Raw genomic sequence first — 16052 nt, forward strand, 5'->3', positions numbered from 1 at the left:
TGGGCTGCCGTGCTCTTTTCCCTAGGAGCGATGTCTATTCTGAGCCTGGAATATGACAGGGATTTGACGCGCCTCCGCTTATGGCGCGCCGCCGGCGCCGGTCGCCGCGCCCTTGGCCACCGAGGTCCACTTGCGCAGCATGCCGGCCAGCGCCGCGCCCGGCCTGGCATTGGGGACCAGCAGCCCGACCGCCGCCTGCAGCGCCTTGTCGTCGCGGGTGCCGAACATGCGGGTGCTTTCCGGTACCGCGCGTTGCGCCGCATCGCCGGGCGTGTCCTGGGTGGGCGCCAGGTGCTTGGCCAGGTCCGATTCGCGCAGCTGCAGTTCGTCGTCGGCGCTGCCGCCTGGGCGCACCACGAGGTCGGGCGTGACGCCGCGCGCCTGGATCTCGTGCCCGGCCGGCGTGAAGTAGCGCGCGACCGTGAACTTGATGCCGGCGTCCTCGTCCAGCGGAATGACGGACTGGATCGAGCCCTTGCCGAAGGTCTGGCTGCCGACGATGGTTGCGCGGTGGTTGTCCTGCAGCGCGCCCGCCAGCAGTTCCGCCGCCGAGGCCGAGGCGCCGTTCACCAGCACCGTCAGCGGCACCGTGCGGGTCCAGGCCGGCAGGCCGGCGAGCACGTCGGCGCTGTTCGCTTCGCGGTAGTAGCGCTGGTCGACGGTCACCTTGGCTTCGGCACTGGCGTCCCTGCCGCGCGCCGTGAACATCGTCGCGCCCGCAGGCAGGAAGGCGCCGCCCACCGCCACCGCCGCCGACACCAGCCCGCCGCCATCGTTGCGCAGGTCGAGCACGAGCCCGCGCGGCGCGCCCTGGGCATCGAGCTTCTTCAGGATGGCCGCCAGGTCGGCGCCGGTGGCGCTGCCGAATTCCGAGATACGGATCCAGGGGACACCCGCTGCCGTCATGCTCATGCGCACCGTGTCGTTGTGCATCGCCTCGCGCACGATGCGCAGGGTACGCAGCTTGCCGCGGCGCGCGGTGCCGACCGCCACCGCCGAGCCTGCGGCTCCATTCATGCGCCTGGCGGCCTCGCTCGACTGCAAGCCGGCGACCGGCGCACCGTCGATCGAGACCAGCAGGTCGCCGGCCTGGATGCCGGCCCTGTCGGCGGGCCCCTGCGGGGTCGTGGCGACCACGCGCAGCCTTCCATGGTCGTCTTCGACTTCGATGCCGATGCCGACATAGCTGCCGGTGTTTTCGCGATCGATCTCGCGCATCGCGTCCTTGTTCATGTATTCGGAATGGGCGTCGAGCGAGGCCAGCATGCCGGCGATCGCGCCCTCGAACAGCTTGCCGTCGTCGGCCTGGGACACATAGTTGCGCTTGATGAGGGCATAGGTTTCAAGCAGCTTTTCCATCTTGGCGCGCGGTATGGTCACCGCCTCGTCCTGCGCCCTGGCCGCCGGGGCCATGGCCAGCCAGAACGCTGCCACGCCCGCCATCCATCTTCGTTTCGTCATCGTGCACTCCTTTCGCGGACCATTCTGGCTTGTTCAGGTGTTAACCGGTGTAGGGCGGCCGTAAAACGAGGTAAAGGCGGGTCATGCATGGAAGCATGGCCACGCATATAGCTGATATTGCCGTGTAAATCTTTTCCACCTGGAAAAAAACGCCGATAATCAGCGTTTTGGCGGCCCCGTCAGCCGCCCCGTCCAGGAGAGCCTCGTGCAAGAAAAGCATCACGACCAGGAACAGCCGGAAGCCGGCCCGCCCGCCAATCCTTCGCGCCGCAAGATCTTCCAGGCTGCCGCCGCGGTCGGCCTGTCGACCACGCTGCCGGCCGCCAGTGAAGCAGCGACGGCCCATCCGAAGGCCGCCAAAGTCATCAAGGGCTCGCTCGACGCCAAGCTCAAGGAGCACGTCAAGAACGTGGTCGTGATCTATCTCGAGAACCGCAGCTTCAACAACCTGTTCGCGGACTTCCCGGGCCTGGCCCAGCCGCTGGCCGAGCTGCCCGCGGCGGCGGCCGCGCAGAAAGACCGCGACGGCAGCGTGCTGCGGGAACTGCCGAAGATCTGGGGCGGCATGGTGCCGGCGCGCCAGAACCTGGGCGGCAAGGATTACCTCATCAAGGAAGACGACATCCAGCACCTGCCGAACGCCCCGTTCAAACTGAGCGACGCGCAGGGCAAGCCGCTGCCGGAAGGCCTGGTCACGCGCGACCTGGTGCACAATTTTTATCACAACCAGATGCAGATCAACGGCGGCAAGAACGACGGCTTCGTCGCCTGGGGCGACAGCGGCGCGCTGGTGATGGGCCATTACGGCGAGACCCCGAAGAACCTGGGCCTGTATCAGATCGCGCGCGAGTTCACGCTGTGCGACAACTTCTTCATGGCGGCCTTCGGCGGCTCCTACCTGAACCACCAGTTCCTGATCAGCGGCCGCACGCCGGAATTCTTCAACGCGGCCGAGACCCCGGCGAAGAAAAAGATCGCGGTGCTGGAAGACGGGCCGCAGGGCGTGCGCCTGGCGGTGACGCCGGACTCGCCGAAGTCTGCGCTGGAAGGCAAGCCGCACTTCGTCAACAACGGCCCCATCACGCCGGACGGCTACGCGGTCAACACCATGGCCCCGCCTTACCAGCCGAGCTGGGTGCGCCCGGCGCCGGGCGGCGATGCAAGCATGGCCGACCCGATGGACCCGTCCGTGCTGCCGCCGCAAAGCTACGACACCATCGGCGACCTGCTGTCCGCGCGTTCCGTCAGCTGGGCCTGGTACGGCGGCGCCTGGCAGGCAGCGCTGGACGGCCGCGGCGAAGGCTCGCGCCCGAACTTCCAGCACCACCACCAGCCCTTCAATTACTTCAAGCAGTTCGCGCCGGGCACCGCCGCGCGTGAACGCCACATCCGCGATGGCGGCCTGGGCGACAGCCCGATCTCGAACAAGTTCATCGCCGACGTGGTGGCGGGCCGCCTGCCGGCGGTCAGCTTCTACAAGCCGCAGGGCAACCTGAACCTGCATGCCGGCTACTCGGACATCGAATCGGGCGACGCCCACGTGGCCAACGTGATCGAGCACCTGAAGAAGTCGCCGCAGTGGAAGAACATGGTGGTCGTGATCACTTTCGACGAGAACGGCGGCTGGTGGGACCACGTGGCGCCGCCCAAGGGCGACCGCTGGGGCCCGGGTTCGCGCATCCCGGCGATCGTGGTGTCGCCCTTCGCCAGGAAGGGCGCGGTCGACCACAACTTCTACGACACGACCTCGGTCCTGCGCTTCCTGACCCGCCTGCACGGCCTGCCGCTGCTGGAGGGCCTGGCCGCGCGCAACGCGGCCTTCGAAGCGCGCGGCGCCCGTCCGCCGGGCGATCTGACGGCCACGCTCAGTTTCCGCTGAGCGCTTCAGACCCTCTGCAAGCGGCCTCTTGAGGCCGCTTTTTTTCGAATAATTTCCTGACGGCTAACGCGCGCTGTACCGCTAAACACGGCGATACACTCTGGGCCTACCGTTGTCATTTGAACACGGCCCAAACTTCACCATAAGAGATCAGGAGAGCGATATGCAGAAGAATAAAACCTTGAAAGGGCTGTTGGCCGTTTCGGCCGTGGCCGCCATGTTCAGCGCCTTCGGCGTGCATGCCCAGACCGCTGTCAGCTCCAGCCCGTCCCAGACCGGCACCAGCAGCACCAATCCCAACCAGGCCGGCAAGACGACCAAGGAAGGGACGATGGACAACACCAACAGCACCGGCATGGAAAACCGCGGCAACCAGGCGACCAAGGCCGACAAGGCCATGGGGTCCAGCTCCTCCGGCCAGTCGGGCTCCAGCTCGAGCGCAGCCGGCATGACCGGCAAGACGACCAAGGATGGCACGACCGGCAACACCAACAGCCAGGGCATGGAACACCGCTCCAGCGGCGCCAGCGGTGCAGCCGGCGCGACGGCTTCGGGCGCCAAGCTGAGCAGCGGTGACGCCGGCATCCTGAAGGACATGGCAATGGCCAACATGGCCGAGATCGAAGGCGGCAAGCTGGCCCAGAGCAAAGGCCAGAGCGCCGAAGTGAAGGCCTTCGGCCAGCAGATGATCGACGACCACTCCGCCAACCTGAAGGAAGTGCAGGCCCTGGCCGAGAAGCACGGCGTGACCCTGCCGACCGAGCCGGACGCCAAGCACAAGGCCATGGCCGCCAAGCTCGAAAAGATGAGCGGCGCCGACTTCGACAAGGCCTACATGAAGCAGGCCGGCGTGCAGGACCACAAGACCGTCCACAGCAAGCTGATGGCCGCTGCCAAGAAGGCCAAGGATGCGGACGTGAAGGCCCTGGTGGAAAAGACCGAGCCGGTCGTGGCGCAGCACCTGAAGTCGGCGGAGCAGATGCCGTCGGCTAAGTCGGGTACGGCTGCCGGCAAGTAAGCCCATACACGTCGTTGCCGCGAAAGCGGAAAGAGCCCCCCAGGCTCTTTCCTCCATGCTGAGCTGGCTAAGGACGCTCAGTATGGATCCCCGCCTGCGCGGGGATGACCTTGTTCAGCGTAAGCTGTCCCTCAAGCGCAGCTTCTCTGCACCAGCAATCCCCGCAACCTCTCCACATCGATCGGCTTGGTCAGATGATGATCGCAGCCCGCCTCGAAGGCGCGTTGCCGGTCCTTGTCCTGGCCCCAGCCCGTCGTCGCGATCACGGTCATGCCTGCGCCGCCGGGCAGGCTGCGCAGGCGGCGCGCCAGTTCGTAGCCGTTCAGGTCGGGCAGGCCGATATCCAACAGCACCGCATCCGGGCCGAAGCTCGGCGTGAGCGCCAGCGCCGACTGGGCCGTGTGCGCCATCCGCGTGTCGCAGCCGTACATCCCCAGCGCCATCGCCAGCGCCTCGGCGGCATCCGGGTTGTCGTCGACCACCAGCACGCGCATCGCCTCGGGCATCTCTGGGCTGCCGGCCTGCGCATCCTGGCCCTCGGGCGCGTCCGCCGCGCACGACGCCGTCGCCAGCAGCGGCAGGCGCACCGTGAATTCGCTGCCCAGGCCCGGTCCCGCGCTGGCCGCCTGGATGCCGCCGCCGTGCAGCTCGACGATGCCGCGCACCAGCGCCAGGCCGATCCCCAGGCCGCCCTTGGCGCGGTCGAGCGCCGGTTCCAGCTGCGAGAACATGTCGAACACGCTTTCCAGGTTCGACGCCGGGATGCCGATCCCGGAATCGCGCACCTTCAGTTCGGCGAAGCCGAGCCGGCCGCACAGGCGCAGTTCGATGACGCCGCCGTCCGGCGTGTACTTGATGGCGTTGTTGAGCAGGTTGACGACCACCTGCGACAGCCGCGTGGCGTCGCCGTCGACCATCAGCGGCGGCCCGGCGATGTCCAGGCGCAGGGTATGGCGCGCGTTGCGCAGGGCGCCGGACAGGTCCTGCACCGCGCCCTGGACCAGCGGCCCCAGCTCGACCGGTGCGCGGCGCAGCTGCATGCGTCCCTGCGTGATGCGCGAGACTTCCATCAGGTCGTCGACCAGGTGGGTCAGGTGGCGCAGCTGGCGGTCGAAGGCCTGCAGCAGGCGGCCATCCGGGGCGCGGCCGTCGCTGCGGTTATCGAGCAGCTGCATGACGTCGAGCGCGTTGCGCATCGGCGCCAGCGGATTGCGCAGCTCGTGCGAGAGCGTGGCCAGGAACTCGTCCTTGCGGCGGTCGGCCGCCGACAGCTGGGCATTCAGGACTTGCAGCCGCGCTTCGGCGCGCTCGTGCGCCTCCAGCGCCGCCTCGGCCGTCCTGCGCGCCGCCAGCAGCTCGCGTTCGTAGGCGTGGCGGTCGGCCGACTGGAACACCGCCCACTGGTCGACCACCTGGCCGGCCTGCAGGCTGCGCACGATGTTGACCAGCACCGGCAGGTGCCGGCCGTCCCGGTGGCAGAGGTCGACCTGGATCTCGGCCACCATGCCGCGGTCCTGCAGCATGGGCATGCAGTGGGTATGGTGGAACAGGCGCGCGCCCATGGGCAGCAGCTCGAACATGCGCAGCTTGCCGGCCAGCTCGTCTTCCTCGTAGCCGAGCCAGCCGCGCAGGGTGGCGTTGGCGCGCAGGATCAGGCCGTCGGCATCGGTCAGCAGCAGGCCGCAGGCGGCCTGTTCGAACAGCGCGTCGGCGTCGGGCAGCAGGGTGTCCACGACGCTCAGCGCAGGACCTGCGCAAGGAAGCCGTCGATGACGCGCGAGCTTTCGGTGGGCGCGCTCATGTGCGGACAGTGGCCAACGTTGCGGATCACGCGCAGGGTGCTGCGCGGCAGGTGGCGCTGCAGCCAGTCGCCGACCTGGCGCGGCGCGATCAGGTCGTCGCTGCACTGCAGGATCAGGGCCGGCACCTGCGAGCGCGGGACGTCGGCGCGGTGGTCGGAATAGAAGGTCACGCGCGCGAAGTGGCGCGCGATCTCGGGATCGTTGCGGCAGAAGCGGTCGACCAGTTCCTCGCCCAGCGCCGGCTGGTTGGGCGCGCCCATGATCATCGGCGCCACCTTGCGCGACCAGCCGAGGTAGTTGGCGTCCATGGTGTCGAGCAGGCCGTCGATGTCCTCGCGGTTGAAGCCGCCCACGTAGTCGCCGTCGTTGATGTAGCAGGGCGAGGGGCCGACCATGATCTGGGCCGCGAAGCGTTGCGGGGCTTCGATCGCGGCCAGCATGCCGATGGTGGCGCCCACCGAATGCCCGACCAGCACCACCGGCCCGGCGCCGGCGGCGGCATCGACGACTTCGAGCAGGTCGGCGGCGTGGCCGTGCAGGCTGGCGTATTTGTTGCGGTCGTAGGCGGACAGGTCGGACTGGCCGCAGCCGGCCAGGTCCCAGGTGAGGACGCGGAAGCGGTCTTCATAGGCAGGCGCCAGGAAACGCCACATGGTCTGGTCGCAGCCGAAGCCATGGATGAACACCATGGTCGCCGCGCCTTCACCGGTGGTGTGGACGTGGTGGCGGATCTGTACGGACATGACTCCCTCCATTTGCCCCGGCGGCAGAAAGGATTTCTGTTAAATGGGAATTGCAGCCGTGTAATAAAAAAGCGGTCCCATTGTGCGCCGCAATCCGGCGCCATGTCTAGTACAAAATGCAGCTGCCAGGAGCTTATGCCAGCTGCATGGGTCATGCGCGCCCGTACTTACGCACCAGGTTTCTAGCTGGCCTTCCACTTGCCTTGCAGGCGCCCGATGGCGATCTCGATGCCCACCGTCGCCCGCACCAGCTTGTCTATATAGTCGCGCGGCGCGTCGTCGACCGACCAGCCGTGGCCGTGCGCAGCTTCCTGCCGGCGGGTCGCCCGGCGCATGTGGGCCAGCAGCCATTCCACATCGTCGATCACGCGCAAGCGGCCGTGCGCATGCACGACGGCGTAATTCCAGGTCGGCACCGCGCGCCCGCCGATGGCCTGCAGGTCGTAGCGCTCGGGCGAGACATAGCCGGACGGGCCCTGGAAGATCGCCAGCACCGCCGCGCCGTCCTGGCGCCACAGGGGATTGGCGCGCGCCACGTGGGCGCGCAGCAGGCCCTGCGGCGCATCGTCCGATGGCGGCACCAGCTCGAAGGGGATGTGGTCGGCGGCCAGGCCGTCTTCGTCCAGCCGCACCAGGGCGCCCAGCGGGTGGGCTTCGATCAGGCCGTGCAGGACGTCCAGGCGCTCCTCGGCGAAGCGGGCGGGCAGGTACATCAGACGCCTCCTTCGACTACCACCTCGCCACGCAGCGAACTGGCGATGTAGCAGCGCGCATGGGCTTCATGGTGCAGCCGGGCCAGCACATCGGCGTCCGGCGCCTGTCCCGCGAAAGCGATTTGCGGCCGCAGCACGATGCGGACGATCGCCAGCCGGCCCTGCTCGTCGGCGTCGAGGTAGCCGGTGGCCTGGTCGCGGTAGCTGTCGACCACCAGGCCGCGCGCCGCCGCCAGCGACAGGAAGAACAGCATGTGGCAGCTGCTCGCGGCCGCCACCAGCGCCTCTTCCGGATCGACGGCGGCGGGATCGGACATCGGCAGCGGCACCGACAAAGGCGAGGACGAGGCCGGCACCGAGAGGCCGCCGTCGAACTGCCAGCTGTGCGCGCGGCTGTAGGCTTGATCGGTAAAGGGCTGGGCGCCGCGTTCCCAGGAAAGACTGGCGTCGAAGGTTTTCATGGGGGCCATCATAGGCTTGCCAGTGGCTTGCCGGAATAGCCAATAAGGACGAAGATGGGCGTACCAATTTCATCGCCCTCCAGGGAGCCATGCACGTCCACGACATCCTCGCCGCCATGCCGCTCGAGCGCGAATCCGCCACGCCGCTGTTCCGCCAGCTCTATCTGCAGCTGAAGGAAGCGATCCTGGCCGGCGGCATCGCGCCGTCCGCGCGCCTGCCGGCCACGCGCGAGCTGGGCCGTCTGCTTGCCGTCTCGCGCCAGACCGTGCTGGCCGCCTACGAGCAGCTGATGGCCGAGGGCTACCTGGAAGGGGCGGTGGGGAAGGGGACCTTCGTGAGCGCCTCGCTGCCGACGGCGGCCAGGGTGACGCCATCCGCCGATGAAGCCGCACCGCCGCTGGCGCGCCCGCTGTCCGCGCGCGGCGAGGCGATGGCGGCGGCGATGGTGCGCGTGCGCCATCACGACGGCCCGCTGCGCAGCTTCCGCATCAGCATGCCGGGCCTGGACCTGTTTCCCTTCGAGGTCTGGCGCAAGCTCGAGGCGCGCCACTGGCGCCGCCGCCAGGTCCCGCTGGGCTATGGCGGCCCGGCCGGCCACGCGCCGCTGCGCGAACTGCTGTGCGCCTACTTGCGGGCCTCGCGCGGGGTGCGCTGCACGCCGGAGCAGATCGTCATCACCGCCGGTTCGCAGCAGGCTTTATATCTGCTGGCCCAGCTGCTGCTGGCGCCGGGCGAGGGCGTGTGGCTGGAGTCGCCCGGCTACCAGGGTGCGCTGGCGCCCTTCGCGGTGGCAGGCGCGACCATCTGCCCGGTGCCGGTCGATGCCGAGGGTATGGATGTCGCCTATGCCGCCGCCCATTATCCGGATGCGCGCCTGGCCTTCGCCACGCCCTCGCACCAGCTGCCGCTGGGCGTGACCATGAGCCTGGCCCGGCGCCTGGAGCTGCTGCGTTGGGCCCAGGCGAAGCGCGCCTGGATCGTCGAGGACGATTACGACAGCGAGTACCGCTACACCGGCCCGCCGCTGGCATCGCTGCAAAGCCTGGACCGCACTGGCTGCGTGATCTATGTCGGCACCCTGTCGAAGGTGCTGTTCCCGGGACTGCGCCTCGGTTACATCGTGGCGCCGCCGGCCCTGGCCGAGCCGCTGGCGCGCGCCAAGGCCGTGGTCGACCGCCACAGCCCGATCGTGCCGCAGGCGGTGCTGGCCGACTTCATCCAGGAGGGCCACTTTGCGCGCCACATCCGGCGCACCCGCGACGCCTACGGTGAACGGCGCATCGCCCTGCTGGACGCGATCGAAGCGCGCATGCGGGGCGCGCTGGCCTGCGGTCCTTCGGACGCCGGCCTGGATTTGTGCGTGGGAGTCACAAATGGCTTGAGCGAGGCGGACGCGGCGGCGCGCGCGGGCGCGGGCGGGGTCGACGTGCGGCCGCTGGCCTATTACACGAACCCGGCCGCCGGCCCCGATTGCGCAGTGCCGCCCGGCCTGCTGCTGGGTTTTTCGGCCTTCACGCCGGCGCAGATCCGCGCCGGTATCGAGCGCCTCGAACAAGCCATTTGCTGATTACTTGCTGAGCAAATAGGCGCTCATGTCGCGCGCATCGCCTTCCGTGACGCCCATGGCCGGCATCGCCGCGTGCGGATCGATGGCTTGCGGGTTGCGGATCCACGCGATCAGGTTGTCCTGGGTGGGCTTCAGTTTGCCGGCCATGACCGGACGCCGCGCCAGCCCGTCCAGTGGGCGGCCGACGTCGACGTCGGAGCCGGTCACGCCGGGAATCTTGTGGCAGGACTGGCAGGCGTACTGGCCGATGATCTTCTTGCCGCGGCCGGCGTCGCCCCGCAGCACGGCGCCGCCGGTGGCATTGCCGGCCGTGACAGCCGAGGAGGGCGGACTGTCGGGCGCCGTGGCGACGGCGCCGGCCGACAGTTCACGGTAGGCGCCCGTATCCAGGCCCGGCAGGCGGGTGAGGAAGGCGACCAGCGCCCAGGTGTCGGCCTCGCCCAGGCGCACTTCCCAGGCCGGCATCCCGCTCATCTTGATGCCGTGGCGCGTGATCCAGTACAGCTCGCGCGGCTTCCAGCGCTCGGCGGCGTCGACCAGCGGGCCCGGCACCGGCTGCATGCTCTGGCCGTGCGCCGAGGGCGCGACACCCGGGCCGCCGTGGCATTGCGCGCAATGCTCGCGGTACAGGCCGGCGCCGCGCCGCAGCTGGCCGGCATCGTCCAGGCTGGGGGTGACGACCGTTTTCGCATGGTGGCGCACCGAATTGTGCATGGCCTGTTCCAGGAGGCTGTACACGGGCTGCAGGTGCTGGGCGCTGGCGCCGATGTCGTACCAGCCGGCCTGGTAGACGGTGTAACCGGCGGCCGCGCCGATGCTTGCCGCGGCGAGCAGCGTCAATACGGCGGTCTTGATGATCAGGCGGGTGCGGTCGGGGGCCATGATTCGCTAGACGTATCGTGTTAAAAAAATTGCATCGTTTCCGGTATTATAAAAGTCATCCGCTCAAGCGGCCCGATCCGCGATTTCAAGCGTGTGGCTCTACCCAGACTCCGATCCAGCGATGACTATGCCGCCCTTTCATCTCCGCCGAATTGCCTGCGCTGCCCTGTGCATGCTGCTGCTGGCCGCCTGTAGCGACAAGATCAAGGAAAAGCAGGTGCCCGGCGGCGATGCCAAGCTGGGCAAGGAGCTGGTGGCCCAGTACCAGTGCGGCGCCTGCCACAAGATCCCCGAGGTGCGCGGCGCCGGCGGCGAGGTGGGCCCCAGCCTGGACGGCTTCGGCAAGCTGAGTTATATCGCCAACGGCATTCCCAACCAGCCGGACCAGCTGACCGCCTGGCTCCTCAATCCGCCGGCCATGAAGCCCGGCACGGCGATGCCGGCGATGGGCCTGACCGAGCAGGAGGCGCGCCACATGGCGGCCTTCCTGTACACCTTGCGGTCATCGAAGTGATGGGTGCCGGCGGGAGCGAGCCGCTGCAGTCGGTGCTGCACCCGGCCGGCGCCGATGCCGAGTTGATCGGCCAGTTCGCCTGGGTGCTGTTCGGCGCCGGCTTTCTCATCTTCCTGGCCGTGATGGCGCTGCTGGCGCTCAGCCTGCGCCGCCATGCCGGGCCGCTGCGTCCGGGCCTGTGGATCGCAGGCGGCGGCATCGCCCTGCCGGTGCTGGTGCTCACCATCCTGCTTGGCTGGAGCACCTGGCGCAGCGCCCAGCTGGTGCCGCAAAGCTCGGGCAAGGCGCTGGCGATTTCCGTGACCGCGCGCATGTGGTGGTGGGAAGTCCAGTACCGCGACCCGGCCAGCGGACGCGAGATCGCCACCGCCAACGAGATCCGCATCCCGGTCGGGCGCACGATCTACCTGGGCCTGAACGCGGCCGACGTGATCCACAGCCTGTGGGTGCCGGCGCTGGCGGGCAAGCGCGACATGATCCCGGGCCGCGTGACGGGCCTGACCCTGCGCGCCGACAAGCCCGGCGTCTACCGCGGCCAGTGCGCAGAATACTGCGGCGCCCAGCATGCGCACATGGCGCTGCACGTGGTGGCGCTGGCGCCCGCCGAGTTCGAGGCCTGGCTGGCGAACCAGGCCAAACCCGCGCGCGCACCCGAAGCCGCGCTGCCGCTGCGCGGGCGCGCCGTCTTCTTCGAGCAGCGCTGCCAGAACTGCCACACGATCCGCGGCGTGGCCGAGATCGCGCGCCTGGGGCCGGACCTGACCCACGTCGGCAGCCGCATGCAGATCGGCGCCGGCCTGCTGCGCACCCACGGCGGCGCGCTGGCCAACTGGATCGCCAACCCGCAATCCCTGAAACCCGGCGTGTTCATGCCGGCCGCCACCGGCATCGACGGCGAATCGCTGCAGGCGCTTGCGGCCTACCTCGAGGGGCTGCAATGAGGACCACCTCCAATCCCGCGCCGCGTCCCGACGGCGAACTGGAAAAGCTGGAGGAAGTCTGGCGCACCCGCAGCGGCTGGCGCTTCTTCTCCTCGGTGAACAACACGAACATCGGCCTGCTCTACATCGGCACGGCCCTGCTGTTCTTCGTGCTGGCCGGGGTGCTGGGTCTATTGATACGCGTGCAGCTGGCCGTGCCCGGAAATACCGTGCTCGGCGCCGAAGCCTACAACCAGGTCTTCACCATGCACGGCACGGTGATGATGTTCCTGTTCGCGATTCCGGTGGTCGAGGCGATCGGCGTCTACCTGCTGCCCAACATGCTGGGCGCGCGCGACCTGCCGTTCCCGCGCCTGTCCGCCTATGCCTACTGGGCCTATGCCTTCGGCGGCCTGGCCTTCTTCTGCACCCTGTTCTTCGGCCTGGCGCCGGATGGCGGCTGGTTCATGTACCCGCCGCTCACCGGCACCAGGTATTCGCCGGGCCTGAACGCCGACTTCTGGCTGCTGGGGATCGGCTTCATCGAGATCTCGGCGATCGCCGGCGCCATCGAACTGATCGTCGGCATCCTGTTTACGCGGGCGCCCGGCATGACCCTGGGCCGCATGCCGGTGTACGCCTGGGCGATGCTGGTGGTCGGCCTGATGATCGTGTTCGCCTTCCCGGCCGTGATCGCCGGCACCGCCCTGCTGGAGCTGGAGCGCGCCTTCGACTGGCCCTTCTTCATTGCAGAGCGCGGCGGCGACCCGCTGCTGTGGCAGCACCTGTTCTGGTTCTTCGGCCACCCCGAGGTCTACATCATCTTCCTGCCAGCCGCCGGCATGGTGTCGACCATGATCCCGACCATTGCCGGCACAAAGCTGGTCGGCCGGCGCGCCATCGTCGCGGCCCTGCTGGGCGTGGGCGTGTTCAGCTTCGGCCTGTGGGCCCACCATATGTTCACCGCCGGCCTGGGCGTGCTGGAGATGAGTTTCGTGTCGGCGGCAAGCATGGCGGTGGCGGTGCCGACGGCAATCCAGATATTCGCCTGGATCGCCACGCTGTGGAAGGGCAAGGTGAGCTGGAACGCGCCGACCCTGTTCCTGCTCGGCTTCATGTTCATCTTCGTGCTGGGCGGGCTGACCGGGGTGATGGTCGCGGTGATCCCCTTCGACTGGCAGGTGCACGACACCTATTTCATCGTCGCCCATTTTCATTACGTGCTGATCGGCGGGATGGTGTTTCCGGTGTTCGCCGCCATGTATTACTGGCTGCCGCTGGTGAACGGGAACCGCATGTCGGAATCGCTGGCGCGCTGGGTGTTCGGGCTGATGTTCGTGGGCTTCAATGTCGCCTTCTTCCCCATGCACATCACCGGCCTTCTGGGCATGCCGCGCCGGGTCTACACCTATGCGCCGGAGATGGGCTGGAGCGGCTTGAATCTGGTGTCGACGGTGGGCGCCTTCCTGTTCGCGGCCGGCGTGGCGCTGTTCGCCGTCGACGCTTTCCGCACCCTGCGCCGGCCCGAACGCGCGGTCGGCAATCCCTGGAATGCATCGACGCTGGAATGGCTGCCTTCCGAGGACTACGGCAACCGCAGCATCCCGCGCATCGCTTCGCACCATCCGTTGTGGGACGAACCCGAGCTGGCGCGCGAGGTGGAGGAGGGCAGGCACTACCTGCCGCACACGGCCACCGGCCTGCGCGAGACCATCGCCACCAGCCCGATCGCGGCCGAACCGCGCTACCTGCTGGTGCTGCCGGGCGACAGCTGGCTGCCGTTGCTGGGCGCCTTCGGCACCTCGGCCTTCTTCCTGCTGCTGACCGTGAAGCTGTATGCACTGGCCTGGATCAGCGGCCTGGTCGCGGTCGGCGCGGTGCTGGCATGGATGTGGGAATCGGACCGGCCGCCGCCCGACATCGAGCAGGTGGAAGCGCTCGATGGCGAGCTGCTGCCGGTGGGCGCCGTCGGCAGGGCATCGCATTCCTGGTGGGCCACGATCATCATGCTGGTGGTCGACGCCAGTATCTTCGCGTCCTTTGCCTTCGCCTACGTGCACGTGTCGATGCGGCTGATGGTGTGCCCGCCACCGGGCGCGGAGCTGCCGCCTTTGGCGCAGGCGCTGGCTTCCTGCGGCCTGCTGGCGTTCGGCTCGCTGCTGGTGTGGCTGGCCGGCCGTGGGCTCGGCAAGCGCCGGCTGCCGTGGCTGGTGTTGGCGGCGCTGGCGTGCGCGCTGGCGTCCTTCGCGCTCGACCTGCAGGGCTGGCGCGGCGGCCTCGATCCGGCCTCCAGCGCCTGGGCCGCCGCAGTCGCCGCGCTGGCCAGCTACCAGGGCCTGCACATCGTCCTGCTGCTGGTGCTGGCGCCCTACCTGGCGCTGCGCGCCTGGCGCGGCCACCTGGGCCCGCGCAGCCGCGCCACGCTCGACAACATCGCGCTGGTCTGGCATTACACGACGCTGCAGGGCATCGCGGCGGTGGCGGTGGTGCGGCTGATGCCCCTGCTGATGGAGTGAAGTTGGCGACCCTGGCACACAAGGAAGGCTTCTGGCGGCGCGCCCTGTACGTGACGCTGCCGCTGCTGGTCTGGATTCTTCATTTCGCCTTCAGCTACGGGCTTACGGCGGCGCAGTGCGCGCCACGCGGCCTGCGTGCCGGTGGACCGGATCGCTTATTGCTGGGCGTGGTGACGGTGGCGGCCTTCGCCGCCTGCGCGCTGATGGCCTGGCGGCGGCGCGGGGCGCTGCAGGACCGCCATGCCGGGTTGGCGCAGCGGGCCGGCGCCTTGCTAGCGCTGCTGGCCGCGATTGCGATCGCCTGGGCCGGCATACCGCTGCTGTTGGTGGACGGCTGCGCCTGAGTGTCCAGGCGCCAGGCGGAATCAGCGCGGCGTGCGCGGCCGCAGGCGGCGATGCAGCAGCAGGGCGGCTGCGGCCACGCCGGTCAGCCACAGGCTGCCCGGTTCCGGCAGCTCATGGGGCTTGGTCGGGGTCTTGCCGCCGGTGACGGGCTCGGTCTGCAGCGTGGGCGGGGGCGGTTTCGGTGCGTCGCCGCTGGCGGGCTTGTCGCCAGTCGTACCGGTGCCGCTGCCGGCGCCGCCGGTCGTGCCGCCGGTGCTGCCTGTCGGCGTGCCGCTGCCGCCGGCAGTATCGCTGAGGGAGCCGGCCAGGGCCGGATCGCCGCCCTTGCCGCTGCCGCCGCTGTCGCTGCCGTAACTGAGCGCATCGCCGGCCGGCGTCGGCGCATCGCTGTTGGCCGCTGTGCCGCCCGTCGTGCTGCCGCCCGTCGTGCTGCTGCCCAGGCCGGAGGCCGTGCTCGACATGCCGACGAGCCTGGTGCGGTCGGCGTCGATCGCGCTGCCAGGCATGTTCAGGCCCAGGCTGCCGTTGTTGAAGCCGGACTGGCTCAGGCTGGACGCGACCTGGGTCGCCACCAGCAGGCCGGCCCCGTTCGGGAAGGATTGCGGCGTGAACGGCTGGCCCTCGCCGGCCTCGTCGTCCAGGCCGAGGGAGGTCTGCAGCAGTCGGCCTTCGTCGGCCTGCGCGACCGGCGTGTCGAGTTCCTGTTCGGCCGGTCCCTTGGCTTCGACCGGCAGACGGGGCGTGTCGGAGATGCGGTTGCCGCAGCGCGCGCGGATGTCGCTCTGGCCGTCGGACAGCACGGCCTCGCCTTCGGCCAGCGTCACCGGCCGCGCGGTCCAGTACACCTGGTCGCCCTTGCGGTAGGAGACGTACACGGCGCGCGCCTTGCCGACGGTCTGCAGGCTGGCCTTGGCCACCGCAAAGCCGGCGTAATGCGCGGCCACGGTCTTGTCCGCCAGGACGGCATGGGCCAGTTCGGCGCGGCTGGTCACGCCGCCGGGCACGATCGAAAACGGATAGACACGCCGCGCTGCCGCGGGCTCGGACTGGGCGGAAACGCGCAGCACCATCGGCGACAGCCGGGCCGGCCCGTCCGAGACCGTGGCCGTCAGCGCATCCTGGATCTGGGGTGGTTCCTGGCGCAGCAGGAAGGCTGCGCAGCACGACACGGTGAGCATGGCCGCCACGGCCAAGCGCTTTTGAAGGCGTGCTTGCTTGACGCTTCTCCTG

14 protein-coding genes are annotated in these 16052 nt (G+C 69.1%); 7 read left to right on the plus strand and 7 right to left on the minus strand.

The window, feature by feature from the left end; all coding sequences use genetic code 11:
- Positions 1-78: 78 nt before the first annotated feature.
- On the minus strand, positions 79-1461 hold the full coding sequence (locus tag AC07PE_RS24505; protein ID WP_498769424.1) for a S41 family peptidase: 1383 nt from the start codon (positions 1459-1461) through the stop codon (positions 79-81).
- Between the two features lie 205 nt (positions 1462-1666).
- On the opposite strand from AC07PE_RS24505, the gene AC07PE_RS24510 reads away from it, so the two are divergent.
- Both AC07PE_RS24510 and AC07PE_RS24515 read left to right on the plus strand, forming a co-directional pair.
- Positions 1667-3340: an acid phosphatase gene (locus AC07PE_RS24510; protein ID WP_498769426.1), complete on the plus strand. Its 1674-nt coding sequence runs from the start codon at positions 1667-1669 to the stop codon at positions 3338-3340.
- 163 nt (positions 3341-3503) lie between these two features.
- The gene (locus AC07PE_RS24515) at positions 3504-4358 is read left to right on the plus strand and encodes a DUF4142 domain-containing protein (protein ID WP_498769428.1); all 855 of its coding nucleotides are present in this window, start codon (positions 3504-3506) and stop codon (positions 4356-4358) included.
- Positions 4359-4489: 131 nt separating this feature from the next.
- On the opposite strand, the gene AC07PE_RS24520 is transcribed toward AC07PE_RS24515, so the two are convergent.
- From AC07PE_RS24520 to AC07PE_RS24535, 4 genes are all read right to left on the minus strand, one after another.
- Positions 4490-6091 carry a hybrid sensor histidine kinase/response regulator gene (locus tag AC07PE_RS24520; RefSeq protein ID WP_498769430.1) on the minus strand — a complete coding sequence of 534 codons (1602 nt, stop codon included), beginning with the start codon at positions 6089-6091 and terminating at the stop codon, positions 4490-4492.
- 5 nt (positions 6092-6096) lie between these two features.
- The gene (locus AC07PE_RS24525; protein WP_498769432.1) at positions 6097-6903 is read right to left on the minus strand and encodes an alpha/beta fold hydrolase; all 807 of its coding nucleotides are present in this window, start codon (positions 6901-6903) and stop codon (positions 6097-6099) included.
- Positions 6904-7085: 182 nt separating this feature from the next.
- A complete protein-coding gene (locus AC07PE_RS24530) occupies positions 7086-7616 on the minus strand; it encodes an FMN-binding negative transcriptional regulator (protein WP_498769434.1) in 531 nt (176 codons plus the stop codon).
- Positions 7616-8077 carry an OsmC family protein gene (locus AC07PE_RS24535; protein ID WP_498769436.1) on the minus strand — a complete coding sequence of 154 codons (462 nt, stop codon included), beginning with the start codon at positions 8075-8077 and terminating at the stop codon, positions 7616-7618. Before AC07PE_RS24535 ends, AC07PE_RS24530 begins: the two co-directional genes overlap by 1 nt.
- 89 nt (positions 8078-8166) lie before the next feature.
- Here AC07PE_RS24535 and pdxR point away from each other — a divergent pair, with 89 nt between their 5' ends.
- Entirely contained in the window at positions 8167-9645 is a 1479-nt protein-coding gene (pdxR, locus tag AC07PE_RS24540; protein ID WP_498769438.1) for a MocR-like pyridoxine biosynthesis transcription factor PdxR, read from the plus strand.
- On the opposite strand, the gene AC07PE_RS24545 is transcribed toward pdxR, so the two are convergent.
- Entirely contained in the window at positions 9646-10527 is an 882-nt protein-coding gene (locus AC07PE_RS24545) for a c-type cytochrome (RefSeq protein ID WP_498769442.1), read from the minus strand. It lies immediately after the preceding gene.
- A 172-nt stretch (positions 10528-10699) separates the two neighbouring features.
- Here AC07PE_RS24545 and AC07PE_RS24550 point away from each other — a divergent pair, with 172 nt between their 5' ends.
- The 4 genes from AC07PE_RS24550 to AC07PE_RS24565 are packed head-to-tail and all read left to right on the plus strand — an operon-like array spanning position 10700 to position 14821.
- A complete protein-coding gene (locus AC07PE_RS24550; protein WP_498769444.1) occupies positions 10700-11041 on the plus strand; it encodes a c-type cytochrome in 342 nt (113 codons plus the stop codon).
- A complete protein-coding gene (locus tag AC07PE_RS24555) occupies positions 11041-11982 on the plus strand; it encodes a cytochrome c oxidase subunit II (protein WP_498769446.1) in 942 nt (313 codons plus the stop codon). The genes AC07PE_RS24550 and AC07PE_RS24555 overlap by 1 nt, the downstream gene beginning before the upstream one ends.
- Complete coding sequence (gene ctaD, locus AC07PE_RS24560; protein ID WP_498769448.1) at positions 11979-14477, plus strand: cytochrome c oxidase subunit I; 2499 nt, start codon at positions 11979-11981, stop codon at positions 14475-14477. The genes AC07PE_RS24555 and ctaD overlap by 4 nt, the downstream gene beginning before the upstream one ends.
- Positions 14478-14479: 2 nt before the next feature.
- Entirely contained in the window at positions 14480-14821 is a 342-nt protein-coding gene (locus AC07PE_RS24565) for a hypothetical protein (RefSeq protein WP_498769450.1), read from the plus strand.
- A 21-nt stretch (positions 14822-14842) separates the two neighbouring features.
- Here AC07PE_RS24565 and AC07PE_RS24570 read toward each other — a convergent pair whose 3' ends face one another.
- Complete coding sequence (locus tag AC07PE_RS24570; protein WP_498769452.1) at positions 14843-16009, minus strand: hypothetical protein; 1167 nt, start codon at positions 16007-16009, stop codon at positions 14843-14845.
- Positions 16010-16052 lie beyond the last annotated feature (43 nt).

This window comes from Telluria sp. GW821-FHT07G12, assembly GCF_059418525.1.